We start from the raw sequence: 23,427 nt of genomic DNA on the forward strand, positions 1-23,427 counted from the left end.
CACGACCGACACGACCGACACGACCGGGACGACCGACACGACCAGCACGCAGGGGTCGACACGACCGGGACCCAGCAGCCGCGGCCGAGCGACACTGACATGCCGGGCGGACGCGCCGCAGTCTGTCCTCTGGAGTGAGGACTTGTCGCCTGCTCGTGCCGCTGCCAGTGTCTCGCCATGGACGCACCCACAACGAAGTTCGACGTCTCCGGCTCACTGAGCCGACGCTCGCTCCTCATCGGAGCGGGCGGTGTCTCGCTCGCCGCGGTCGCTGCAGTCGCAGGACCCGCATCGATGGCGAGCGCCGCCGCACCCACCACCCCGTCCGCCGTGATCACCGAGGCGAAGAGCTACACCGGCAACAGCCTCGCGCAGATGAACGCGATCTGGTCCTCCAAGTACAAGACGAGTGGCGACTGGTGCGCGATCTTCGTCAGCTGGTGCCTCCGTGGCACCGACACCGGCTTCAGCCCTCGGGCGTCGGACTTCTACAAGCTCTGCACGCCGGTGTCGGCCGCCAACGTCCGCCAGGGCGACATCATCTGGTACTACGGCGTCGGGCACATCGGCCTCGTTCGGTCACACAGCGATGGCCACGTCCGCACGGTGGAGGGGAACGTGGGCTCGGGCAACGCCTCGACCAACCACGTGAAGATCTACGAGGACCCCTGGGACACGAGCGGTCAGTACAAGTTCGCGCGGCCGAAGTACTGACCCCGTCGAATCAGCCGACGTCGACCGCGCACGCGGACGACAAGTGCGCATGCGCCCGCATGCGCACTTGTCGTCCGCGTGTGCACTCAGTCGGTGGCGACCCCGCCGCCCCAACGCACGCCCACCGCGGTCGTCGCGAACGGCGCGAGCGGAACCCGCACCGCACCATCATCGACCGGGAGGCCCGTCCCCCGGTCCCCGAGGAACGAGCTCACCCACGCCTCGGCCATCGCCACGCCGGGCCGGAGCGTCAGCACGACGTCCTGGTCGGCGAACGACTGGAGCCGCACGATCGAGGTGCCCTCCTCCGGTCCTGCGACGACACCGACCAGTTGCACGCGGTCGTCGTCGAGGTCGAGCAGGGACACATCGGCCCGAGCGGCGGTGTCCGGACGGCCCTTGGCCTCAGCGGTCGTCAGGGGGTGCACGAGCTCGCCGGTCGTCGCCACGGCCAGACCCTCGGTCGAGGCTCCGTCCCGGTCCGTGCGGACCCCGACGGCGTACCGGAAGGTCGCGGTGAACGCCTGCTCGATCGGGAAGTTCGTGTCCCACACGTTGTTGTGGAGCCACGAGAACACGGTGCCCGGTTCGACGGGACTCGTGCTCGCGGGGAACGGCGCGTACGGCACCGCGATGCTCCCGGTCTGCACGAGCGGCGCGTCCTTCGTCACCCAGACGACGTCGTCGTGGGTCTCCGGGTCGGTCAAGGTGATCCAGTTGCGGATCGCGCGCATGTGCTGCGGCGCTCCCGGGATGTGCGGGACGCCGTCGCCCGTGACCCCGCCGGAGACCTCGAACCGGACGACCGGGTCGTCGACGGCGAACGGGAACGCGAAGTAGGCGCTCTCCTTGATCAGGGTCGTCGGCTTGGCCAGGCGGTTCTCGATGAGCAGCACGCCGTCGCCGTGCCGGAGCCGGAGCGTCACGACGACGGAGTCCACCCCGTCGGCGACGAACTCGTAGACCAGGCGTTCCTCGACCGCGTCGCTCGTCCGCTCGAGGACGACGGCGGGCCGGGCGGTCGTCCGTGACACGAGCAGTTCGAGCCGGTCGGAGACGGACAGCTTGTTTGCCAGGTGGTTGAACCCGGCGCCCGAGCTGCCGTACTGGTCGTAGAGGTACGCGTTGAACCCAGCGACGGACGACCCGTTCACGAGCTCGCGTCCGGTCCGCCGCTCGACGATCGACGCGATGGAGGACGTGGTCTCGTCGACGACGACGCGCAGGTACTCGTTCTCGAGCGTGAGCACCTCGGCGCGGGCCCGGGACCCGAGGGGAACGGGAGCGTCGTTCGGCGCGGACGTCGCCGCGACGGAGACGTCGAGTCGGACGAACCCGAACGCGGGCACGTCCTCGACCCGCACGACCGCCCAGCGCCCGGACTCCCGGTGCGCCGTGTTCGACTGCGGTTCGAGGACCACCGGTATCGGTTCGCCGGTGCGGCCGTCCCGGACCTCGATGTCCTGGTCGAGGCCGATGTGGGCCTCCTTGACGAGCAGGCGCGCGACGGTGCTGCGGCGGCGGCCGGTGGCGTTCGCGGCGATGAAGCTGACGACCGCGTCGGGATCGCGCGGCACCGCGGCGCCGAGGTAGGCCATCGCCTGCTCCCGGAACTCGGTGGCCCGCTGGTGCGCGCCGATGCCCTGCGCCACCTTCCACTGCCACTGCAGCTCCCCCGACTCGAACCCGGCGTCCCCGTGGGTCCAGGAGTTCCCGGCGCCCCACGTGTGCTCGTTGAACATCGAGATCGCGTCGTAGGCCTCGGTGCGACGCGCGGTTTCCTCCGGTACCGCGGCAGCGCCGATCAACGCGGCCGCCTGCGAGAACGCGCCGGCGTCGGTGACGGCGGCCTGGGCCTCCCGGGCGAGTGCGAGCGGCACGGCCGCGGAGCCGACGCCCTCGACCCACCAGTCGCCCCAGTCCCCCTGGAACGTCTGGAGCTCGTCGCCGTGGCGGGCCTCCGCCTCGGCGAAGAAGTCCTCGTTCCGCGACACCCGCAGGGTCGGGGACGTCCACGTGTCGTTCCACTCGCGGACGATCTCGGCGAGCTGGAGCCGGGCGGGGCCGTTGTCGCCCATGAACCCCTGCGTGCGGATGTGCAGGACCTCCCACGGGTAGCCGTCGCGGCCCTCGGTCTGCTCGCCGTGCGCGCCGAAGATCCCGGGCGGGAACGGGTAGCCGCGGGTGGCGAGCGCGGTCAGGTACGCGGGGAACAGCGCGTCCACGGACGCGTACGACTCGGTGAAGCCGATCATCGGCCCCTCCATGTACGCCAGGCCGTGCGGGCTGTCGGTCATCCACACGATCACCGAGTTGCCGGCGGGGGTGCGCCAGCGGAACATGCGCGGCAGGTTGAGCGCGCCCGAGGTGTGCGGCTGCGACCGGCCCGCCCAGTTGTGCGCGACCGCCAGGTACTTGACGCCGACCTCCTGCAGCGCGTCCGGGAGGCCCGCCACCTGTCCCGGGACGTCCGTCTGCATCGCGGTGGTGAAGTCGATGCCGTACTGGTCGCGGATGCGCCGCGCGTCACGGAGGAGCTCGTGCAGTTCGTCGGTGGAGCACGTGTCGGTGTGCAGGTTGTACGGCATCGCGCTGAGGCCGATCCGGCCGTCCTTGACGAGCTGCACGAACTCGTCGACCTGCGCCTGCGGGCGGTGCCGCTCCCAGTCGGTGAACGCCCAGAGCGCCTCGGCGTTCCAGCGGAACCGGGCCTCCTCGGGCCAGTCGTCGGTCGCGCGGGCGAGGTCCATGGCGGTGTCGAGGTACGACCGCTGGCTCGCGATGACCGTCGCCTGCGGGTCGGTGTAGCCGAAGTCGAAGTGCGAGTGGTGCACGACGTGCACGGACCACGGCCGCTGCGGCGTGAGCTCGACGGACACCGCGCCGTCGCCGAGGGACGGGATCCGGACGGTCGCCGCGGTGGGCGCGTTGACGACCCGGACCAGGAGGCGCACCGACAGCGCGTCGGGGGCCGTCGCGAAGCCGACGAACGCGCCTGGCGCGGCGGCGGCGCCGGTGCCGGTGCCGGTCGCGGTGCCGCGTTCGATCACGACGTCGGTCGCGCGGGCCGCCGCTTCCTCGGTGTCGAACAGGAGGCGCACCGCCTGGACCTCGACGTCGTCCCGTGTGGCGCGCATGGGCTCCGGCAAGACGCGGACGCGTTCGCCGCCGATCGTGCCGGTGGCGGCGACGGCCCGGTCGATCAGGCCGACCCGCGCGTCGGTGTGCTGCCACGGCTGTGCCGAGATCAGCGGGGGTCGAGTCGGGCGATCACCACGGGCGTCGGTCATCAGCAGCACCATTCGTCGTCGAATTGATATCGTTACCAACAACGCTAGCAGGACGACGGGGGCGCTCCGCAAGGGGCAATCGTGTGACCGGCCGAAGCCGGTGCTGCTGTACACGTGTGACCGGCCGGAGCCGGTGCTGCTGTATACCTTGAGGCATGGCAGCCGCGGGGAACGGGAGCGGGCCCACGACGGGGCGCGGTCGTGGTGCGCCGACGGTCAAGGACATCGCGCGTGTCGCCGAGGTCAGCCCGATGACCGTGTCCCGTGTGCTTTCCGGGGGCAAGAACGTCCGGCCCGAGCTCCAGGACCGGGTCGAGCGCGCCATCGCCGAGGTCGGCTACCACCGGAACGAGAACGCCCGCCGACTCCGACAGGGTCGCCGCTCGGGACTCGTCGGCGTGCTCATCACGAACGTCGGGAACCCGTACTACGCGGGGATGCTCCAGGGCGTCGAGGAGGTCGTCGGCGAGGCCGGCCGACGCATCATCATCGGCGTCACGAACGAGGACGAGGACCTCGAGCAGCAGCTGCTCGCGGACTTCCTCGGTCGGCAGGTCGAGGGCCTCATCGTCGTCCCCGCCGGTCGGGAGCCGGCCCGGTTCGCGCCCGACGCCCTCGCCGGCGTGCCCGTGGTGCTCGCGTCGCGGACGTTCCCCGACGTCAGCGCGGACGCGATCCTGCTCGACGACATCCACGGCGCGTTCGTCGCCACGGACCGCATGCTCGTCGAGGGGCACACCCGCGTCGGGTTCCTCGGCAACCAGGTGTCGGTGTCGACCGGCCGCCGACGGTTCGAGGGCTTCCGCCAGGCGCACGAGCGCCACGGGCTCGAGCCCGTCGACGAGCTCGTCCGGCTCGGGCAGCAGGACGTCAGCTCGGCCGAGCAGGCGATGGACCAGCTGCTCGGCCTGGAGGCCCCGCCCACCGCCGTCTTCGCCGCCAACAACCGCAACTCCATCGGCGCGATCCGCGCCATCACGAAGTCCCGGGCGCGGGCGAGGGACCGCGGCGAGCAACCCGCTCCGATCCGGCTCTTCGGGTTCGACTCGTTCGAGTTCGCCGACATGTCGCCCGTGCCGCTGTCCGTCGTCGCGCACGACGCTGCCGAGCTGGGTCGCGTCGCCGCCCGGATGCTGTTCGACCGCCTCGACCGTGGGGACGACAGCGCGCCGCGGCTCGTCGAGCTGCCGGTGGAGTTCGTCGACTTCGCGTAGCGCCGGCGGGCCTCCCGGCTGCGCCGCCCCGCACTCGAGGACCACCCGTGTATGCCGACGATCCCGCTGTCGAACGAAACCGGGACCGTCGAGCGCAGCGGCGGGGCACGTAGTGGAGCCGCAGCCGCCCGGGAGTTTCGACGGTGCTGCTGGCGAACGACAACCGGGACGTCGAAACCAGGGGCCGGGAGGCTGGGGTCCATCGGGAGGAGCGGCAGCGCTCCCGAGGAGACGCCGGACGCGGCGCCGAGACCGGCCGGAGCTGGCCCTCCCGACGGGCCGGTGCCGGGCCTCCCGGCGGGCTTGCGATCGGTGCCGATCCTGATAACGTTACCAACCTGAACACACGTCCATGCGGCCAGCGTCGGTCGCGGACGCGAAGGGAGCGGGGATGGACGACCGACCGACCGGATCACGGGCGACCTACGACAGGGCACCGTCGGTGGCCGTCGGACCCGGGCACCACGCCTGGACCGGCCCCGAGGCCTGGGGGCGACTGGCGGAACACGCGGCTCCCGGTCGCCCGATCGCGATCGACACCTACCCCGGCAGCGACCTCGACGGGCTGCGCGCTGAGCTCGCGCGCGCGCTCCCCGACGCCGAGCTCATCGACGTCGAGGTCGCGGCGGCGCACTCCCCCGAGTACATCGACGCGCTCCTCGCCCCGAACCTCACCGACGACCGGGTGTTCGGCGTCATGGACCATCGCACGCTCGACATCCTGTACGACGCGGACCGGCTCGCCGCCGTGGCCGACCGGGTCGCCGCGTCCGAGCGGCCCGTCGTGGTCTACGGCTGGGGCGCCACGCTCGTGCCGACGACGTTCGACACTGTCGTCCTCGCCGACCTCGCCCGATGGGAGATCCAGCAGCGGCAGCGCGCGGGCGCCCCGAACTGGCGCGCGGACAACGGCGACGACGACCAGCTCCGCAAGGTCAAGCGCGGGTTCTTCGTCGAGTGGCGGATGGCCGACCGGCACAAGCAGGCGTTGTTCGACCGGATCGACTACGTCCTCGACGCGAACAGCACGATGGCGACCGCCAAGCTCATCACCGGCGACACGTTCCGAGCCGGCCTGGCCGCCGCGACGACCCGTCCGTTCCGGGTCGTCCCGTTCTTCGACCCCGGCGTGTGGGGCGGCCAGTGGATGAAGACGACGTTCGACCTCGACGACGCCGAGAACTACGCCTGGTGCTTCGACTGCGTGCCCGAGGAGAACAGCCTGCTGCTCGACGTCGACGGCACCACCGTCGAGGTTCCGTCCCTCGACCTGGTCCTCCGGCACCCGCGGGAGCTCCTGGGCGAGCGGACCCACGCGCGGTTCGGCCCGGAGTTCCCGATCCGCTTCGACTTCCTGGACACCATGGAGGGCGGCAACCTGTCACTCCAGGTGCATCCGCTGACCGGGTACATCCAGGACAAGTTCGGCATGCACTACACGCAGGACGAGAGCTACTACCTGCTCGACGCCGCCGACGACGCCGTGGTGTACCTCGGGCTCCGCGAGGACGCGGAACCCGCCGCGATGGAGCAGGCGCTCCGCACCGCCGAGACCGGTGCCGCCCCGTTCGAGGCCGACGCGTTCGTCAACGCGTTCCCCGCCAAGAAGCACGACCACTTCCTCATCCCCGCCGGCACCGTCCACTGCTCCGGGGCGAACTCGATGGTGCTCGAGATCTCGGCGACGCCGTACATCTTCACGTTCAAGATGTGGGACTGGGGCCGGGTCGGGCTCGACGGCGTCCCGCGTCCGATCCACCTCGACCACGCGATGGCGAACGTGCAGTGGGACCGGGACACGACGTGGACCCGCGACCACCTGGTCGACCAGGTGACCGAGGTGGCCTCCGGCGACGGCTGGGTCGAGGAGCGCACGGGCCTGCACGAGCTCGAGTTCATCGAGGTCCGCCGGCACTGGTTCACCGACGTCGTCCCGCACGACACCCGCGGCACGGTCAACGTCCTCAACCTCGTCGAGGGCGCCGAGGCCGTCGTCGAGAGCCCGACCGGCGCGTTCGAACCGTTCGTCGTCCACTACGCCGAGACCTTCATCGTGCCGGCCGCCGTCGGGCCCTACACGATCCGGCCACACGGGCGCGGGACCGGTCAGCGCCTCGGGACCGTCAAGGCGTCGGTGCGGGGCACGGAGCGGGGGTAGCGCGCGGGGCCGCGACCCGCCGAGGGGGCACAACACGCCGTTCCGCCCCGGAGTGAGCGGCGCGTCGTGCACACTCGCCCCTGCCCCCGCCCCGCCCCGCGCCCGCTCCCGTCCGCACGAGCCTCGGCCGGGCGGACGACGCCGGAACCTGACGTCAGCGGCCGTCCGCCCAGACCGCCGCCCCGATGAGCGGCGCGTCCGCCCCGAGCTGCGCCGGCCGCAGCTCGGTCACCGCTCCCGCCTCGGCGAACGCCGTCGCCAGGGGCTCCTCGAGCAGGTCCCACGAGCCCGCCATCGCACCGCCGATCACCGTCCGGGAGGCCCCGAACCGCCGCACCCACGGACCGAGCGCCCGCCCGAGTGCGGTCATCGTCGTGCTGATCACCCGCGTCGCCACGATGTCGCCCTGCCGCGCGCGGTCGGCGATCTCGCGGACGCTCGGCGCGTCCGCTCCCCCGCCGTGCTGCGTCGCGCCAGTTGCATCCGTCGCGCCCGCGGAATCCGTCGCACCCGCGGCACCCGTCGCCCGCGCGTAGGCATCCCGGAGCGCGGCGGTCGACACGGTCTCCTCGAGCGGGCGGCCGTCGAGCCGGATCGTGTGCGCCTCACCGCGGGCCGGGACCAGGTCACCGTGGTCGACGTGCACGCCGTGGTCGAGGAACGCCGACCCCACGCCCGTCCCGAGCGTCAGGCACACCATCCGTGCAGCTCGCTCGCCCGCACCCGCAGCCCACTCCCCGATGCCGTACGCCACCGCGTCGTTGCAGAACCCGACGGCCGTCGGCGGCACCCCGAGCCGGTCGGCCAGCGCCGCCCGGAGGTCGACACCCGTGAGCGCTTCGAACTTCCCCATGCCCCGGAAGTCGCCGACGCCACGGACGGGATCGAACGGACCGGGCATCGCGATCGTCCAGGCGGGCGCACCCTCGGCAGCGACCTCGCGGGCGGCGTCGACCAGGACCTGGAGCAGGGCGTCGCGGGGTGCACCCGCATCGAGCTGCCGCGTCCGGGAGGCCCGCACCGCCCACCGGACGTCGGCTCCGATACCCGCGACATCCGCACGCTCGAAGCCGGCCCCGGGCACGCCACCGGTGACCGTCGCGACGCCGGACGCTGGTCCCGCATCGAGGGCGATCGCGGCGCCGGTCCCCGTCACGACCGCGGCGGTCACATGACTGCCACCGACGTCCATGACGTGGATCAGGCCTCCCGGCCGGTGCTGCTGGTGCGTTCCGCTCATCGTCCCCACTCACCTGTCGTCCGGTCACGCCGTCGTCCCGCGGCGCCGCTGTCCGACCCGCGCAGTCCGTCCGGTTCGGGATCGACACCCTTGCCGCTCCGTCGCAGCGCATGTTACTGTCAGCGCCTGGTAACGATACCAACGGATTGCATCCGCACTCCTCGCACTGAGTTCCACGAGCGGCGAGACGCGTGCACCGGGCCGAGAACAAGGGAGTTCAGCGTGAAAATGAAGCGATTGCTACCGGTCATCGCGATGACCCTGGCGGCATCAGCGGTGCTCGTCGGGTGTTCGTCGTCGAGCTCGTCGAACACCACCACCGGCACCTTGAGCTTCGTCAACGACAAGTCGTGGGACTTCAAGTCGTTCTCGAAGGTGTCGCAGAAGGACATCGGCGTCTCGCTCAAGTCCTCGACCTACGCGGACCAGCCGGCGTTCCAGGCGTTCGTCAAGCAGTCGTTCCGGACGAACAAGACGCCGGGGCTGTTCACCTGGCACACCGGCGACCAGCTCAAGCAGCTCGTCGACCAGGGCCTCGTCGCGGACACCTCGAGCATCTGGAAGAAGGCGATCGCGAACGGCCAGATCGCCCCGAGCGTCAAGAGCCTCTACACGATCGACGGCAAGCAGTACTGCACCCCGATCAGCGTCGACGACTGGGTCATGTACTACGACAAGTCGATGTTCGCCAAGTACAACTTGACGCCGCCGACGACCTGGGCCGAGATGATGTCCGACGCCGCGGTCCTCAAGCAGCACGGCATCTCGCCGTTCTGGAGCTCGGGCGGCGACCCCTGGGCGTTCGTGTGGTTCCAGATCCTCCTCGCCGGCACGGACCTGAACCTCTACCAGGGCCTCTCGACCGGCAAGGTCTCGTACACCGATCCGCGCGTGGTCAAGGTGATGGACACGTGGCTCGACATGGAGAAGAAGGGGTACTTCAGCGACCCGGGTTCCAAGACGGCCCCCGAGACGCAGATGAAGGACGGCAAGCTCGCCATGATCCCGTTCGGCACCTGGTACGCGTCGACGATCGACCAGGTCGGCCTCAAGCCCGGAACCGACTGGGGCGTGTTCACGATCCCCAAGGTGAACCCGGCGCAGGCCAAGACCCCCGTGGCGATCGAGACCGCGCCGGCGTGCGTGCCCGAGAAGTCCTCCCAGAAGCAGCTCGGGCTCAAGTACTCGGCCTGGTGGATGACCGCGAAGGCGCAGACCGCCTGGTCGAAGCAGCAGAACAACCTGCCGTACAACCCGAAGGCCACCGCGGCGACGCAGACCTTCGTCGACGCGAGCAAGGAACTGTCGAACACCAGCAAGTACGAGACGTACCTGCGCTACTACGAGGCCACGCCGCAGCAGATCCTGACCGAGGCGCTCGACCAGTTCACCGGGTTCATGACGAACCCCGGTGACCCGAAGAAGTACCTGTCGGGCATCCAGCAGGTCGCCGCGCAGTACTGGAAGAGCCACAAGTAACCGATGGCCGACCGCAAATCGACCAACTACCAGGCCGCCGCCTGGGCCTTCCTCGGCCCAGGCGCGGCCGTGGTGGTCCTGGTCCTCTACCTCCCCGTCCTCTACACCGTCTACCTCAGCTTCACGTCGTACACGGGCCTCGGCAGCGCGTCGTTCGTTGGGCTCGCCAACTACGCCTCGATGTTCACGGACCCGGTGTTCACCACCGCGCTCCTCAACACACTGATCTGGGTCGGCGGCTCGCTGCTCATCCCCGTCGGGATCGGGCTCCTCGTCGCCTACCTGTCATTCGGCCTCAAGGGCGCCGCCTGGCTCCGCGTGCCGTTCCTCATCCCCTACGCCCTCTCCGGCGTCGCGGTCGGCATCCTGTTCAACTTCGTGCTGCAGAACGGCGGTGCGCTGTCCCAGGCACTCGCGTTCCTGCACCTGCCCGGCAGTGACATCCGCTGGCTCCAGGTGGCCCCGCTCAACACCGTGGTGATGATCCTCGCCGCGTCGTGGCAGGGCATCGGCGTCAACGCGCTGCTGTTCACCGTCGGCCTGCAGTCGATCCCCAAGGAGCCGCTCGAGGCCGCGCGCGTCGACGGCGCCTCCGGCTGGCGCATGTTCCGGTACATGATCTGGCCACTGCTCCGGCCCTCCACGACCATCGTGGTCGGCCTGTCGATCGTCAACAGCCTCAAGACGTTCGACATCGTGCAGGCCATGACGCAGGGCGGGCCGAACCGGGTGTCCGAGACCCTCGGCGTCACCATGTACCGCGACACGTTCTCGAACAGCCAGTACGGGCTCGGGTCGGCCGTCGCGATCTTCCTCAGCGTCATCACCGTCGCCGCGAGCGTCATCTACCTGCGGCGGCAGCTCGCGATCGGCGACTCCTCGGGTGACGGGGCGGCGCGCGATGGGGCGGGCGCGGGTCGGGCCTCCCGGCGTACGCGCGGTGGCGACGGCGGTGCGCCCGGGGGCTCGGCCGGGAGGTCCGCCAGCGGTCCGTCCGACGCCTCGCCTCGTGAGACGGTCGGGGCCGCCAGCGGCGCCGGACGGTCTGACAGGTCCGGCGTGGCTCGTTCAGAACGGAGGGCCGTCTGATGCGGTCGACCATGCCCCGCTACGTGATCCTCGGCGCCATGGGCCTGCTGTGGCTCGTGCCGATCTACCTGCTGTTCGCGAACGCGAGCAAGAGCTCCGCCTCGTACTCCGGAGACAACTTGTGGAGCGCCGGCTCCCCCGTCGGCCTGTGGGACAACGTCATCGCGGTGTTCCAGAACACCGACGTGCCATCCGGCCTCGGCATCACCGCCGTGTACGCAATCGTCGCGCCGATCATCGCCGTCGCCCTCGGCGCCGCCGTGGCGTTCGCGGTCATCGTGCTCAAGGTGCGACACGGATTCTTCTGGTTCTTCGTCATCTTCTGCGGCACGGTGTTCCCGCTGCAGATGATGCTCATCCCCTGGTTCTCCGTCTACGCCGACATCGGCCTGTTCGACACCGCGCCCGGCCTGATCATCATCTACGCCGTCGTCGCCCTGCCGTTCTCGGCGTTCGTCATGCGGAACTTCTTCGTCGGCATCGCGCCGAGCGTGTTCGAGGCCGCGGTCGTCGACGGTGCCAGCGTCTGGCGGATCTTCACCCGGATCTACCTGCCGATGTCGCGCAGCGCCCTGGTCGTCGTGTTCATCCTGCAGGCCACGTGGGTGTGGAACGACTTCCTCATCGCGCTCATCCTGACGCAGAGCCCGTCGACCCGGCCCGTGATGCCCCTGCTCAACGCGCTGCAGTCCGTCGAGGGCGGTGGGCCCGGGTTCACGATCATCCTGACCGCGGCGCTCCTGGTGTCGCTACCCACCGCGCTGCTGTTCGGGTTCGCGCAGCGGTTCTTCCAGCGGGGGTTGTCGTTGGGGCAGTACTGAGCGGAGTCACTTCGAAGGGCCGCGCCCGCGCTGCCGGAGCGGCCCTTCTGTGCGTGGTTGAGCTTCCCCACGCGCGACGTCACATCCTCGTACTGATATTCCATGTGCTACGGTGTATCTTCATCCACACTCAGGGTCACTCGACGCGTGTCCGACGCTTCGGCTGCTGCTCGTACCGTCCCGCAGGGGGTCTGACTCATGGTCTTGGTCGAGGTCGGCGCGGCCATCATCGCCCTACTCGTGACGGTCCTTCCGGCGCGCGGCGTCATCGGTCGCAATCGGTAGCTGGGCATCCGGATCTCGACGACACGAGTGACACGAGAGTCGAGCGGGCATGGAGCCAGCATCCCGGGGTGAGTCCTTGCTACCGCCACTTGCTCCGCGGCCGGAAAGCCAATGCCCGCAAGCCACAGGGCAAACAAGGTCCCATCGGGGCGGCAAAAGCGCCTTCGCGGATGCCAGGAACGGTGTGGCCCATCGACGAAGCAGCCTGACAAGCATTCCTTCTCGTTACGCTCGCTCCATGTTCCTCGACGCGCCCCGCGGACTGCGTGATCCGGATGTCCTCGCGGACCGCAATGCGATGCTCGGCACCGCAAAAGAGACGCTGCCGCTCGAGGCGTGGGCCCGTGAGGTCGAGGAGCGCCGACGAGCGCTGCAGCCAGGGATCGTGATCCCTCACTTCGACCCGGCGGAATCAGGCGTGGCGGCCCGAGCGCTGCTGTTGCTCGAGGCACCAGGCCCGAAGACCGTTCCGGAGTGGGGCGGCAGCGGCTTCATTTCCGTGGACAACGACGACCCGACGGCACAGAACGTGTGGACCACCCGGAACGACGTCGGGCTTCACGACCACGCTCTCGCATGGAACATCGTGCCGTGGGTACTCGGCCGCGCTTCGGTCAAGCCGAGCAGCGCGGAGCTCGCGCAGGGCGCCGTCGAGCTCCGCGGACTTCTCAACGTGCTCCCGAACCTCCGCGTCATCGTCCTCGCCGGCCAGAAGGCACAACAGGCATGGGACGCGCACCTCGACCTGATCATCGGCGACCAGTACCGAGTGATCCGGACGGTGCATCCTGCCGGGCAGTCGTTCGCTCAACCCGGGGCGAAAGAGCGATTCGTCGCGGCGCTTCGGAAGACCGCCGAGCTCGTCGCGTAGCCCACCCCCGAACGGGTACTCCCACACAGGACGTCCGTCCCGTCAAACTGGTTTGCGGTCGGTACGAGTCTCATCAGCCGACAGATGAGGGGTCGGGGTCGTGATCGCAGGGGAATCCGCTGGCGTCGAAGCACAACGGCAGCTGCGGCGCGCTGCGGCGCTCGAGACTGCCGCCGGGGTCGCGCGGGCGACCGCTAAGCGGTTCGCCATCGCCCATCGGACGGAGGAGGAGACCGCACGTCTCCTTGCCCCGCTGGGCGCGATCGGCTATCACCTGTTGGCCGACCGCCGCTGGCCCGGAAGCCGGCACGCCCAGGTCGACATGGTCGTCGTCGGACCGGGTGGCGTGTTCATCGTCGACACGAAAGCCTGGAGTGAAACCGCGATCAGCGACGGGCGCATGTTCCGCGGCCAGGAGGATGTGACCGACGACATAGCGCGCCTCGCGGACCTGAGATACGGGGCGGAGGCGGTCCTCGCCGAAGTCGGCCTCGCGCCGAACGAGGTCCACGCGGTCGTCGCGCTTGCCGGTCGTAAGGGCATTCGCGCCGAGGTCGCGTCGGTCGACGTCCGGGGCGCCCTCGATCTCATCGCGCACATCACCGCGTACCAACGGCGGTTACCGGGCCCGCAGGTGGATGCGGTCCTGCTCGCGTGTATGCGGCATTTCGCCCCGATGAACGGAGCGCTCGATGAGGACATCCCCGACCTCACCGTGCCGACACCGGTGCTACCGAGGACCCCGCTCGACCTCTCGGGCGTCGAGCACCGTGCTGCCGAGGAGCTTGAGGCAGACCTGGTCACCGGCATGTTGGACGCACCGATCGAGGCGTGGATGGCCACGCTCGACCCAGCGCAGGCGAAGCTCGTGCGCCGCAACTTCAACGGCCCGTCTCGAATACGCGGCGCTGCTGGCACCGGCAAGACCGTGGTCGGTCTCCACCGGGCTGCCTACCTGGCTCGCAGCACTGGCCAACGAGTCCTCGTCGCCACGTACATCCGAACGCTGCCGGCGGTACTCGGCAGCCTGCTCACGCGGCTTGCACCTGATGTGAAGGACCGCGTCGACTTCAGCGGTATCCACCAGTTCGCGATCAAAGTCCTCAAGGACCGCGCGGTCCCTGCCCGCCTCGACGGCATGGAGGCGAAGCGAGCCTTGTACGAGGCATGGAACGGAGTCGACGCCGACAGCCCCCTCCGATCCAAGCGGTTCTCGTTCTCGTACTGGGAGGACGAGATCGGCTCTGTGATCAAGGGACGCGGGCTCACGCGGTTCGAGGAGTACGCGGACCTGGCTCGGGTTGGCCGCAAGCACCCGTTGACGCTCGATCAGCGGCAAGCGGTATGGGACCTGTACTCGGCCTATGACGAGAGCCTCCGCCGCCGCGGCGTCGTCGACTACGCAGACGTCATCCTGCTCGCACGCGATTCGCTCCGAGCCGACCCTCTACGTGACTACGAGGCCGTCATCGTCGACGAGGCGCAGGACCTGTCGTGTGCCATGGTCGCGATGCTGCACGCGCTCGTCGGGAACCGGCCGGACGGGCTCACCCTCATCGGTGACGGCCAGCAGACCATCTACCCCGGCGGGTACACGCTCGGCGAGATCGGAATCAGTGTCGCGGGGCGTGGCGTCGTGCTCGATGTCAATCACCGCAACACGGCAGAGATCCTGGCGTTCGCCAAGGACCTCGTCGCCGGCGACGACTACGTCGACATCGAAGGTGTCGACGGGTCCGGAGACGCCGTGTCCGCGGTCACCAAGACCGGGCCCGCGCCCGTCATCCGACGGTTCCCGTCCTGGGCGGAGCACGACGACGCCATCGTCCCGCGCGTTCGCGAGGTACTCCGCCTCGTCGACACCAGTCTCGGCGACATCGGCATCCTCACCAGGACGAACACCGACGCCGACCGAGTGATGACCGCGCTCGCGGAGGCAGGCATTGCGAGTGTGTCGTTGAAGAAGTACAACGGCATCCCCATCGCCGCCGTGAAAGTCGGGACGATCAAGCGCGCGAAGGGTCTCGAGTTCAAGCAGGTCCTGCTCCCCCGCGTCCGGACCTCGCTGCTCGACGAACGCCCGAAGGCCGACGCCCGTGAATCGGACCGAGAACGACACGCGCTCGATCGCCGGGAGCTGTACGTCGGAATGACACGAGCCCGGGACGGGCTCTGGGTCGGTGTGCACTGAGGGTGCTCGGCCGACCCGCGAACCTCTCGAAGGACGCACTAGTCATGGAGCACGAGTTGCTCCACAATACGAACACCCGAGGAAAGGATCACAGTGGAATTTGAAGAACGTCTGGCAGCTCTGGCGACGAAGGTCCAGAATCAACGTCAGGCCATCGAGACCGAAGAGGCGACGAAGAACGCGTTCGTGATGCCGTTCATCTCGACGATCCTCGGGTACGACGTGTTCAATCCCCTCGAGGTGGTACCGGAGTTCACCGCCGACGTCGGCGTGAAGCGCGGCGAGAAGGTCGACTACGCGATCATGCGGGACAGCGAAGTCCAGATCCTGATCGAGTGCAAGAAGTCGACCGAGCCGCTGAAGATCGAGCACGCCTCTCAGTTGTTCCGGTACTTCTCCGTCACCAACGCCCGGATCGCCATCCTCACCAACGGTGAGGTCTACAACTTCTACACGGACCTCGACGCTCCGAACAAGATGGACGACAAGCCGTTCCTCGTGCTCGACCTCGGCGACATCGACGAGACGTTGCTCCCGGAGCTGCAGAAGCTCACCAAGGAGAGCTTTGATCTCGACTCGATCATCAGTGCCGCCGAAGAGCTGAAGTACGTAGGGTCCCTGAAGCGCGCGCTGGCCGCACAACTCCGCGAGCCATCCGACGATTTCATCAAGTTCTTGACCACCCGCGTCTACGACGGTATGTACACGCAGAAGGTGCGCGAGCAGTTCACCACACTGGTCTCGAAGGCCATCAAGCAGTTTCTGAACGAACAGGTGAACGACCGCCTGAAGACTGCCCTCGGCAGCTCCTTCGCCGCACCCCATTTCGAAGCGTCCGTCGAGAGCGTTCAAAGCCAAGCCATCGCTGAGGAGAACCTCGAGCAGCCCTCTGACGTCGTCACGACCCAGGAGGAGCTCGAGGGCTACCAGATCGTCAAGGCGATCGCCTGCAGCGAGGTCAAGCCCTACCGCGTCACACACCGCGATCAGAAGTCGTACTTCGCCGTGCTGCTCGACAACAACAACCGCAAGCCGGTCGCGCGGCTCTGGTTCAACGGCAAAAAGCAGAAGTACCTCGGCTTGTTCGACCAGGAGAAGAACGAGACGCGTCACCCGATCGACGCACTCGAGGACATCTACGAGCACGCTGACGCAATCCGCGAGACGGTTCGCACCTTCGCTGTCTGAAGCGGACCGGGGCTGCTTCCGCGCCCTGTCCGCAACGGCTCCAGCATATGACGGTGGCTCATGCCAAGATGAGCAAGCAGGCCGAGCGACGACTCGAACCGCCCCTCCGCTCGCCTCGCGCACCCGAACAAAGAAGGAACGAGCAATGACCGGCCTGTCCGACTTCAAGGTCGACATCGTCTGGTGCACCCGTCCGCACCAGACGAGCCGCTGATGGCCGTCCTGCTCGACACACCTGCTTGGGCGTCGCGCTCGACGGTCGCCGACCGCGATGCCCTGCCGCTCGAGGTACTCGAGAACCTCATGCACTGGCCGAGCGTGCAGCGGGTGTGGATGCCGCATTGGTTGGCGTCGCAGGAGGCCGTGGTGTCGTCCATCTTCGAAACGCTGGAGTCCGCGCACCCCGCACGTCGTGCGTCCGCCGCCTCGTTTGCGTCGGCCGCTGAGTTCCTGGACGCCGTCCTCGACGGCACATCGGACGCCGCAGACTTCGGCATCGGTGCACCAGCGTTACCGGTCATCACCGAGCCTGACGGCGAGCCGATCAACCGAGAGGCCGAATCCTCTCCCGTCGACGTAGCTCCCGTCGCCGTCATGGCCGGTCCGGCGACGAGTGCGGTTCTGGACTTCGTCAGTACCGGCTGTGCAGGTGGCGGAGACTGCACCAACGCCGGTCCCTGCCGCGGCACCTTCCTCGTTGTCCCAGGACGAGGTGTTCGCGGCACTCACCAAGCTGGCCGACCTGGCGAAGGCTGGCATTTGACTGAGGAGGAGTTCGCGCCGAAAAAGGCGGAGCTCCTCGCCCGACTGTGATGCAAGAGACGTCGGCCATGCACACGGGCCGTTGTCCAAGCGGACGTTGCCGTCCGAGGATCGTGGGTTCGCCAACATCGTGCAACGGGGCCGGCGGTGAGCCCCATGCCGGTCGGTGACACGGAACGACGGATCGAGCAGCTGGCGGCAGCGGACGGACTGCGGTTCGAACGCAACGTCGTCCCGGCGATCACCCAACGAGGGCACCTGGACCTCCGCGATGTCGCGCCTGAGACGGTCTCGCTTCTCCGTGGTATCTACCTCGACCTCGGTGGGAACGAAGACGAGCTCGCAGCCAAGCGTCCGACACCCCTGCGCGGAGACTTCCTCCACGTCGCGACTCGGACGGTCGTCGAGATCGATGAGTTACAGCACTTCACAACGGCACGGCGCCGAACGCTCGTGGCGTACCCGCCGCAACTGTCGCTCGGATTCGACCTCAACGAGTACCTCCAACTGTGTGACGAGTGGTCGAGTCGAGCCGATCTCCAATATGCGCACCGCCCGGCCGTTGGTTTCGGCCCCGGCGGCCGCCAGCGGCAGCGCGCTTACAACGATGCACTGCGGGACATTGCCCTCCCGGCGCTGGGATACGCACCCGTCGTGCGGATTGCTACGCCCGACCGAGATGGCGAGACTGCGTACGCCCGCGTCCGTGCCGAACTGCTTTCCCGAACAACCACCCGAACACCTCTCCATCCCGAGGAGCAGAACGATGAACGATGAAGTAGAGCTGATCAACGACGGCACCGGCCTGGCCGTAATCGGGGATCCGGCAGCGGTGGAGCGCTTCCTGTCCAGCACCGGTCTTCCCTCCCGTGAGCTTGACCTCCACAGACTCCGCCGGCAGTCATCCGGCGCCGCGAGCGCCCTCGCGCAGGCCGCTGCGGACGGTGTCGCCCAGTCCGGCCGCTGGGTGAAGCTGACGAAAGAATCGGCAGAGGTCGCGAAGAACCTGCCGCTGATGAAGGGCTCAAAACCCGGCGTCGGTCGCGCGATCGTGACGGAGAACGGGAAGATCAAAAGCATTCTCGAGATCGCGAAGGGTCCCCGCGCGCTCGCGGCAAATCCAGCCCTGCTTGCTGGCGCCGCCGGCATCATGGCGCAGGTCGCCATGCAGCAGGCAATGGACGAGGTGACGGACTACCTCGCGAAGATCGATGAAAAGGTCGACGACATCCTTCGGGCGCAGAAGGACGCAGTGTTCGCGGACATGATCGGCGTCGACCTCGCTCTCACCGATGCGCTCCGGGTCCGCGAGAACATGGGTCGCGTCCCGGACACGACGTGGCAGAAGGTGCAGCACACGTCCGTCATGCTTGACACCGTCCAGGCGTACGCGCTCCGGCAGCTCGACGCGGTTGCAGAGAAGCTCGAGGGCAAGTCGAAGATGGGCGATCTCGCAGCCGCTTCCGAGGCGGCCAAGGCGTCAGTCGGAGACTGGTTGGCGGTCGTCGCACGTTGCTTCCAAATGCAGGACGCCCACTCCGTGCTCGAACTCGATCGAGTGCTCGAAGCAACCCCTGGCGAGATCGACGACCACCGGACCGCGCTGGCCCTCACACGCGAAGCACGTCGCGACCTGATCAAGACGAGCACGACGAAGATCCTGAGCCGCATGGACGACGCCGCCGAGCGGGCCAACTCGAATGTGCTGCTCCACCCGTTGAACGCGCACGTCGTGGTCGATTCCAGGAATCAGATGGCAAGCGGCGTCACCCAGTTCCACGGCCATCTGGGCATCGAGAGCGCCGGGCAGGCTCTGGAGTCAAAGCGGTGGTCGGCCGCGGCGCTCGAAATCAGAGACAAGGCCATCGACGCGGGTGAGAGCGGCATCGACGGTGCGAAGCGCCTCGGAGATGCGGCAGTCACCAAGGCGCGGTCCGCAGCCGGAGAGGCGGCGCTCGCGTTCGCGGAGCGGATCATGCCGCGCAGCGGGTCGAAGAAGGCGGACGACGAGTCCTAGCGTGCTGCGTGGCCCCCGCTTATTTCAGCGATCGTGCCAGGGACACGTCCGACTGTTCGACACCGCGACCGGCCTGATCATCATCCACGCCGTCGTCGCCCTGCCGTTCTCGGCGTTCGTCATGCGGAACTTCTTCGTCGGCATCAGGATGACCCCAGGATCTTCACTTTGAAGGGTCGATGAAAGCGAAAAGCGACACCACCGGCGAGTCACGCACCTCGGCGAAGCGAGGCCCCGGATTCAGACCAAGCATAGTCGCGAAACCTCTGACGGAGCGCGCGATCGGCGATCCACAGGTAAGTGCCGCGGATACCACGAGTCAGCAGCACCGCATAGATGTTCGACACGAAGCGCAACAGATCCTCGTCGGAGTACGTCATCCCCAGCCGTGGATTGTTCTCCATGCCCTTCTTGTCAAAGTAGCTCGAACGATCGAATATGATACGCCCGGCGTGCTCGTCGTAGCGGAGGTCCGGTCCGATGACAACGCCAGCGTAGTTCAGGTCGTACCCCTGAACAGTGTGAATCGAGCCCACTTGGTCGACGGCGCCTGCCGAATGTATCCAGTCCGTTTGCGTCTGGTTCCAGCGAAGCCGGCGCCCGTCTTCCTCGATGTCGTAGGCGGACGGATCCCTCTTGCTCTTCCACGGCCACGCATATCCCGCAACCAGTCGCGACAAACCGTACTGCTCGTCTCGCACCCGGATGGCGTCGTGCATCTCGCCAAGGTCGTCGAACATGCGGAACTCGTAGTCCGCGAACATCTGCGGAGCGGGATTCTCGTCACGCATGATGGCCCGGACGTACTCCACATAGTCCTCGCCCGCGCGAACTCGCATCTGGGAGAGCAGACGGTAGTACCGGTGATGCTCACGCGCTTCGGCGATCACGTTCACCTGCAGCTCGTTCGGGAGGTCCGCCGGCCGCACGCTCTGCTCGGAGTCGATGAGGAGGATCTGATTCGTGCTCTTCCGGCGGATCCAGTCGAGCTGCGTCCAGTGGTCGGCGTCGCTCCCGAAAAGTGCCGCGTTGATCTCGCCAAAGCTCTTGTTCTGCGGGCCGGACGCCTGGTTCGCCCGCTGATTCAAGCGGTGCGCCTCGTCGACGATCAACAGGTCGAAGTCTTCGCTGCTCTTCCCGACGTCGAACGGCGTGAGCACCATCGACGGGTGGAGCCCCGGCGTCTTGGCGAAGACTTTCCGGAGCGAAGCGCGTAACGCCTGCTGCGGCACGACCAAGCCCATGCGGAAGCCCTGCAGCAATTCGTGGTTGTCAGCCACGAAGAAATCGCTGAACAGGGAGTCGCCGTCCAATTCGTCGATGTCGATGCCCCGCGCGATGTCGCTGAGCAGCTTCATCAGGTAGACCGCGACGACGGTCTTCCCCGTGCCGGGCGCACCCTCGATCACGATCGTGTCGCCAGTATCGCTCTCCAGGTCCTCGAACAAGCCCTCCAGTATGTCTTCAATGGCGACAGCTTGGTCCTGATTCAGAGCCTTGAATGGGGAGAGCTTGAACAGTTCGCTGTTCTCGATATCCGCGATGTCGCGGGTGAAGAGTTTCTGCTCGCGGAGCGCTTCGAAGATCCCGTCGAACTTCTCGCGATAGCTGGCGCGGGCGTAGTAGTCTGCGTCGACGATGCCTTCGTTGCGGTTGAGTACCGTGTACTTGCCCTCACCCGCGAAGAGTCCGATCAGTCGAGACTCAAGGTCGAGACAGACGGACTTGTTGAACGTGTCGTCGAGCACCACGCGCACGGCGCGGAGAGAGCCGCGTTCCTCGGACTCGAGGTGCTGGCGCATACGTGCCGCCGCGTTGCGAGTCTCGCCCACGTACACACGCTTGCCGTCGTCGAGAACGTAGACGACGGGCCAGTTCGTGAACCGAGGATCGCGCTCGCGCCACGCCTGGATTTGCGCAGCGCCGAACGGCAGGCGCTCGATGCTAAAGCCGGTCATACTTCGTGCTTCGGCCCTTCGCTCGGTCGACCGGGTACTTCTGCCGGGTCTCTTCGAGCTTCGTTCTGACGATCGCCTCCGGATCGAGCCCCAGTCGGTCCGCGAGCATCAGACAGTAGGTCAACACGTCCGCGAGTTCCCCACGCACGTCCTCGAGCGGCGCATCGTCGCTCCACTGATAACACTCGAGGAGCTCCCCGGCCTCGATCGAGACGCTCTTCGCGAGGTTGCTCGCACTGTGGAATTGGCCCCAATCGCGTTCGGATACGAAGGCTCGTAACTCGCCCATCAGTCCGTCGTCCGGCATGCACGAACGCTAACAGCCAGAAGGCGCGTCATGAGGCCCAGGAGAGGCCTCAGAACAGCCTCCCGCCCCGCGGGGCGCTCGGCGTGGTCCGATCCCGGCAGCGTGTCGTCGCTCGAAGGAGCCCACGGTCACGGGAAGCTTCTCGGGTGAACATTGACGCGTGGACCGATGACGTCACGGCGATCGGTACCGCGCTGACGCCGATCCTCGTCGCGGTGCTCGGTATCGTCATCACCAAGCGGCAGTCGCGCAACTCTGAGCTGCTCAAGCTTCGCGTCGACTACTACCGGCAATTGGTTCCGAATCTGAATCGGCTAATGTGCTACGTCACGTTCATCGGAGGCTGGCGTGACGATTCACCACTCGACATCGTGGCGCTCAAGCGGCACCTGGACAGCGACTTCTACTGTGCAGCCCCCTTGTTCTCGCGAGCTGTGTCTGCCGCCTACGAGAACTTGATGTCGCGGAGCTTCATCACCTTTGGCGCCTGGGGTTCGGACGCGAAGATCATCAGCAGCTCGTACAGACGAAGTCAGGCCTGGTGTCGGCAGGACATCGGTTGGCAGCCGGGGTGGGAGCAGCACTTCGCCCTCGCTCCGCACGACCACATCGGCGCGGACGTCCTCGACGGGTACCGGAAGGCGTACGACGAGTTGTTAGCGCGGCTGGTGGATGATCTCAACATCAGTCGTACTCGTCAGAACTACACGACTGCGAGAGTCTCCCTTAATGCCACTGCGCCGAGGCCCCGAGCGATCGACTGACGCGCCCGTCCAGGACCCGCCGGCGTCGCCGACGGCGCTGTCAAGTCGGGAGGCCCCCCTCCGGATCCCGTCGGCCTGCGCCTCGAGCTGCCGCGCGAGGGTGCGGATGCTGCTCGAATCGCCGGCGAGCGGGTCGGCGGTCATCGAGCCGCCTTCGCCAGGTGGCCGTCCGCAGCGAGCATCGACTGCGGGGTGTCGCCGACGAAGGTCGCGAGCGAGGTCGCACTCGTCTCGAGCCAGCGCACCATCTCACGGTGCGCGGCGACGGTCCGAGCGAAAGCGTCCTCGACGTCCGCGGCGCCGAAGGCACCCCCGGGAAGCGCTGGACCCTCGTCGCGGAAGTCCTCCGCCGCCTGCCGAGCCAAACGAGCCACGTGCTCGATCGCGCTGACGTCGATCCGCAGGTCCCCCATGGAACTCCCCCTCACCGCGAGCGACCGTCGCAAATATCAGTTTCGACGCGGAGACGGTACGGGTTCCACGGACGCTGACTCGCGGGTGAACCGCCCACACGTGCTACCAGAGCACGGTCTCCGGCTCCCCGCCGCCGTTCTGCCGCTCGTAGTCCGCGAGCACGGCGCTCCGCACGTCCTCGCCCCGCGTCATCGCCTGCAGGTGCGGGATGATCCACCGCCCGCCCGGCTCCTCGAGGAACCGCAGCCAGTTCGCGAGGACGTAATCGGCGGTGAAGATGCCCCCGTGGGTCTCCTTGGCGTCGGACTGCGAGAACGCCACCTCGCGGGTGTCGAAGGCGATCCAGACCTCGCACTCGAGCACGATCTCGCCGAGGCGGTGTTCGGCCCGCGCGGCCGCGACGATGTCGTCACGGCGCCACTTCGCGACCTTCGAGCACAGCGCTGGCGCTCTCATCCGCGCGGCTCCGCACGTGGGACGTGAGCACGCACGTCGTCGGCCTGCTCGTCGTCGAGGACCCAGCGCTCGTGCTTCGGGTGCTCCGGGTACCGCTGTCGCAGGTACCTGCGAACGACCGCTCCGGGTCGCGTCTCGTCCCGGTACCCGAGCTCCACCGCGAGCTCGCGGGGCGTCGATGTCGTCACGCCCCGGATCCTATTCGGGCG

General features: G+C 67.9%; 21 protein-coding genes. 14 read left to right on the top strand and 7 right to left on the bottom strand.

The features are described from left to right. Positions 1-177: 177 nt before the first annotated feature. Positions 178-714: a CHAP domain-containing protein gene (locus tag DEI92_RS06085; RefSeq protein ID WP_111012733.1), complete on the top strand. Its 537-nt coding sequence runs from the start codon at positions 178-180 to the stop codon at positions 712-714. An 86-nt stretch (positions 715-800) separates the two neighbouring features. Here the strand turns inward: DEI92_RS06085 and DEI92_RS06090 are convergent, their stop codons facing one another. Continuing rightward, positions 801-4,004 (bottom strand): glycoside hydrolase family 38 C-terminal domain-containing protein, encoded by a 3,204-nt coding sequence (locus DEI92_RS06090; protein ID WP_146249107.1) that lies wholly within the window; start codon positions 4,002-4,004, stop codon positions 801-803. 155 nt (positions 4,005-4,159) lie between these two features. On the opposite strand from DEI92_RS06090, the gene DEI92_RS06095 reads away from it, so the two are divergent. Both DEI92_RS06095 and DEI92_RS06100 read left to right on the top strand, forming a co-directional pair. Continuing rightward, positions 4,160-5,218 (top strand): LacI family DNA-binding transcriptional regulator, encoded by a 1,059-nt coding sequence (locus DEI92_RS06095; protein WP_111012735.1) that lies wholly within the window; start codon positions 4,160-4,162, stop codon positions 5,216-5,218. Between the two features lie 391 nt (positions 5,219-5,609). Further along, positions 5,610-7,376 carry a class I mannose-6-phosphate isomerase gene (locus DEI92_RS06100; RefSeq protein WP_111012736.1) on the top strand — a complete coding sequence of 589 codons (1,767 nt, stop codon included), beginning with the start codon at positions 5,610-5,612 and terminating at the stop codon, positions 7,374-7,376. A gap of 154 nt (positions 7,377-7,530) precedes the next feature. On the opposite strand, the gene DEI92_RS06105 is transcribed toward DEI92_RS06100, so the two are convergent. Next, positions 7,531-8,616 carry an ROK family protein gene (locus DEI92_RS06105; protein WP_111012737.1) on the bottom strand — a complete coding sequence of 362 codons (1,086 nt, stop codon included), beginning with the start codon at positions 8,614-8,616 and terminating at the stop codon, positions 7,531-7,533. Positions 8,617-8,844: 228 nt separating this feature from the next. Here DEI92_RS06105 and DEI92_RS06110 point away from each other — a divergent pair, with 228 nt between their 5' ends. The 10 genes from DEI92_RS06110 to DEI92_RS16490 all read left to right on the top strand — a co-directional run bounded on the left by DEI92_RS06110 (position 8,845) and on the right by DEI92_RS16490 (position 19,491). After that, a complete protein-coding gene (locus tag DEI92_RS06110; RefSeq protein ID WP_258370105.1) occupies positions 8,845-10,095 on the top strand; it encodes an ABC transporter substrate-binding protein in 1,251 nt (416 codons plus the stop codon). Positions 10,096-10,098: 3 nt separating this feature from the next. Beyond that, positions 10,099-11,184: a carbohydrate ABC transporter permease gene (locus DEI92_RS06115; RefSeq protein WP_111012739.1), complete on the top strand. Its 1,086-nt coding sequence runs from the start codon at positions 10,099-10,101 to the stop codon at positions 11,182-11,184. Further along, positions 11,184-12,005, top strand: coding sequence for a carbohydrate ABC transporter permease (locus tag DEI92_RS06120; RefSeq protein ID WP_111012740.1), 822 nt, complete (start codon positions 11,184-11,186; stop codon positions 12,003-12,005). The genes DEI92_RS06115 and DEI92_RS06120 overlap by 1 nt, the downstream gene beginning before the upstream one ends. A gap of 469 nt (positions 12,006-12,474) precedes the next feature. Then, positions 12,475-13,161 carry a uracil-DNA glycosylase gene (locus DEI92_RS06125; protein WP_181434682.1) on the top strand — a complete coding sequence of 229 codons (687 nt, stop codon included), beginning with the start codon at positions 12,475-12,477 and terminating at the stop codon, positions 13,159-13,161. Between the two features lie 100 nt (positions 13,162-13,261). Next, the gene (locus DEI92_RS06130) at positions 13,262-15,352 is read left to right on the top strand and encodes a nuclease-related domain-containing DEAD/DEAH box helicase (RefSeq protein WP_111012742.1); all 2,091 of its coding nucleotides are present in this window, start codon (positions 13,262-13,264) and stop codon (positions 15,350-15,352) included. A gap of 93 nt (positions 15,353-15,445) precedes the next feature. Continuing rightward, entirely contained in the window at positions 15,446-16,540 is a 1,095-nt protein-coding gene (locus tag DEI92_RS06135) for a type I restriction endonuclease (RefSeq protein ID WP_111012743.1), read from the top strand. Positions 16,541-16,753: 213 nt separating this feature from the next. Next, positions 16,754-17,353 carry a hypothetical protein gene (locus DEI92_RS06140; protein WP_111012744.1) on the top strand — a complete coding sequence of 200 codons (600 nt, stop codon included), beginning with the start codon at positions 16,754-16,756 and terminating at the stop codon, positions 17,351-17,353. 105 nt (positions 17,354-17,458) lie between these two features. After that, complete coding sequence (locus DEI92_RS06145; RefSeq protein ID WP_111012745.1) at positions 17,459-18,079, top strand: hypothetical protein; 621 nt, start codon at positions 17,459-17,461, stop codon at positions 18,077-18,079. Next, on the top strand, positions 18,069-19,319 hold the full coding sequence (locus DEI92_RS06150) for a hypothetical protein (protein WP_111012746.1): 1,251 nt from the start codon (positions 18,069-18,071) through the stop codon (positions 19,317-19,319). The genes DEI92_RS06145 and DEI92_RS06150 overlap by 11 nt, the downstream gene beginning before the upstream one ends. Before the next feature lies 1 nt (position 19,320). Next, a complete protein-coding gene (locus DEI92_RS16490) occupies positions 19,321-19,491 on the top strand; it encodes a hypothetical protein (protein ID WP_181434684.1) in 171 nt (56 codons plus the stop codon). A 37-nt stretch (positions 19,492-19,528) separates the two neighbouring features. Here DEI92_RS16490 and DEI92_RS06155 read toward each other — a convergent pair whose 3' ends face one another. Further along, a complete protein-coding gene (locus DEI92_RS06155) occupies positions 19,529-21,277 on the bottom strand; it encodes a DUF2075 domain-containing protein (RefSeq protein ID WP_111012747.1) in 1,749 nt (582 codons plus the stop codon). Further along, on the bottom strand, positions 21,264-21,584 hold the full coding sequence (locus DEI92_RS06160; protein ID WP_111012748.1) for a nucleotide pyrophosphohydrolase: 321 nt from the start codon (positions 21,582-21,584) through the stop codon (positions 21,264-21,266). Before DEI92_RS06160 ends, DEI92_RS06155 begins: the two co-directional genes overlap by 14 nt. Positions 21,585-21,730: 146 nt before the next feature. On the opposite strand from DEI92_RS06160, the gene DEI92_RS06165 reads away from it, so the two are divergent. After that, positions 21,731-22,348 carry a hypothetical protein gene (locus DEI92_RS06165; RefSeq protein ID WP_111012749.1) on the top strand — a complete coding sequence of 206 codons (618 nt, stop codon included), beginning with the start codon at positions 21,731-21,733 and terminating at the stop codon, positions 22,346-22,348. 140 nt (positions 22,349-22,488) lie between these two features. Here the strand turns inward: DEI92_RS06165 and DEI92_RS06170 are convergent, their stop codons facing one another. From DEI92_RS06170 to DEI92_RS06180, 3 genes are all read right to left on the bottom strand, one after another. Next, the gene (locus DEI92_RS06170) at positions 22,489-22,761 is read right to left on the bottom strand and encodes a hypothetical protein (RefSeq protein ID WP_111012750.1); all 273 of its coding nucleotides are present in this window, start codon (positions 22,759-22,761) and stop codon (positions 22,489-22,491) included. Between the two features lie 103 nt (positions 22,762-22,864). Beyond that, positions 22,865-23,218 (bottom strand): hypothetical protein, encoded by a 354-nt coding sequence (locus DEI92_RS06175; RefSeq protein WP_111012751.1) that lies wholly within the window; start codon positions 23,216-23,218, stop codon positions 22,865-22,867. Continuing rightward, positions 23,215-23,406 (bottom strand): hypothetical protein, encoded by a 192-nt coding sequence (locus DEI92_RS06180; RefSeq protein WP_111012752.1) that lies wholly within the window; start codon positions 23,404-23,406, stop codon positions 23,215-23,217. The genes DEI92_RS06175 and DEI92_RS06180 overlap by 4 nt, the downstream gene beginning before the upstream one ends. Positions 23,407-23,427 lie beyond the last annotated feature (21 nt).

It is taken from the genome of Curtobacterium sp. MCBD17_034 (assembly GCF_003234515.1).
Lineage (GTDB): Bacteria > Actinomycetota > Actinomycetes > Actinomycetales > Microbacteriaceae > Curtobacterium.

Bases quoted from the DNA above. Each gene is read 5' to 3' on its own strand.
- DEI92_RS06085 (WP_111012733.1), top strand. From the start codon at position 178: ATGGACGCACCCACAACGAAGTTCGACGTCTCCGGCTCACTGAGCCGA.
- DEI92_RS06090 (WP_146249107.1), bottom strand. From the start codon at position 4,004: ATGACCGACGCCCGTGGTGATCGCCCGACTCGACCCCCGCTGATCTCG.
- DEI92_RS06095 (WP_111012735.1), top strand. From the start codon at position 4,160: ATGGCAGCCGCGGGGAACGGGAGCGGGCCCACGACGGGGCGCGGTCGT.
- DEI92_RS06100 (WP_111012736.1), top strand. From the start codon at position 5,610: ATGGACGACCGACCGACCGGATCACGGGCGACCTACGACAGGGCACCG.
- DEI92_RS06105 (WP_111012737.1), bottom strand. From the start codon at position 8,616: ATGAGCGGAACGCACCAGCAGCACCGGCCGGGAGGCCTGATCCACGTC.
- DEI92_RS06110 (WP_258370105.1), top strand. From the start codon at position 8,845: ATGAAGCGATTGCTACCGGTCATCGCGATGACCCTGGCGGCATCAGCG.
- DEI92_RS06115 (WP_111012739.1), top strand. From the start codon at position 10,099: ATGGCCGACCGCAAATCGACCAACTACCAGGCCGCCGCCTGGGCCTTC.
- DEI92_RS06120 (WP_111012740.1), top strand. From the start codon at position 11,184: ATGCGGTCGACCATGCCCCGCTACGTGATCCTCGGCGCCATGGGCCTG.
- DEI92_RS06140 (WP_111012744.1), top strand. From the start codon at position 16,754: ATGGCCGTCCTGCTCGACACACCTGCTTGGGCGTCGCGCTCGACGGTC.
- DEI92_RS06145 (WP_111012745.1), top strand. From the start codon at position 17,459: ATGCCGGTCGGTGACACGGAACGACGGATCGAGCAGCTGGCGGCAGCG.
- DEI92_RS06150 (WP_111012746.1), top strand. From the start codon at position 18,069: ATGAACGATGAAGTAGAGCTGATCAACGACGGCACCGGCCTGGCCGTA.
- DEI92_RS06155 (WP_111012747.1), bottom strand. From the start codon at position 21,277: ATGACCGGCTTTAGCATCGAGCGCCTGCCGTTCGGCGCTGCGCAAATC.
- DEI92_RS06160 (WP_111012748.1), bottom strand. From the start codon at position 21,584: ATGCCGGACGACGGACTGATGGGCGAGTTACGAGCCTTCGTATCCGAA.
- DEI92_RS06170 (WP_111012750.1), bottom strand. From the start codon at position 22,761: ATGGGGGACCTGCGGATCGACGTCAGCGCGATCGAGCACGTGGCTCGT.
- DEI92_RS06175 (WP_111012751.1), bottom strand. From the start codon at position 23,218: ATGAGAGCGCCAGCGCTGTGCTCGAAGGTCGCGAAGTGGCGCCGTGAC.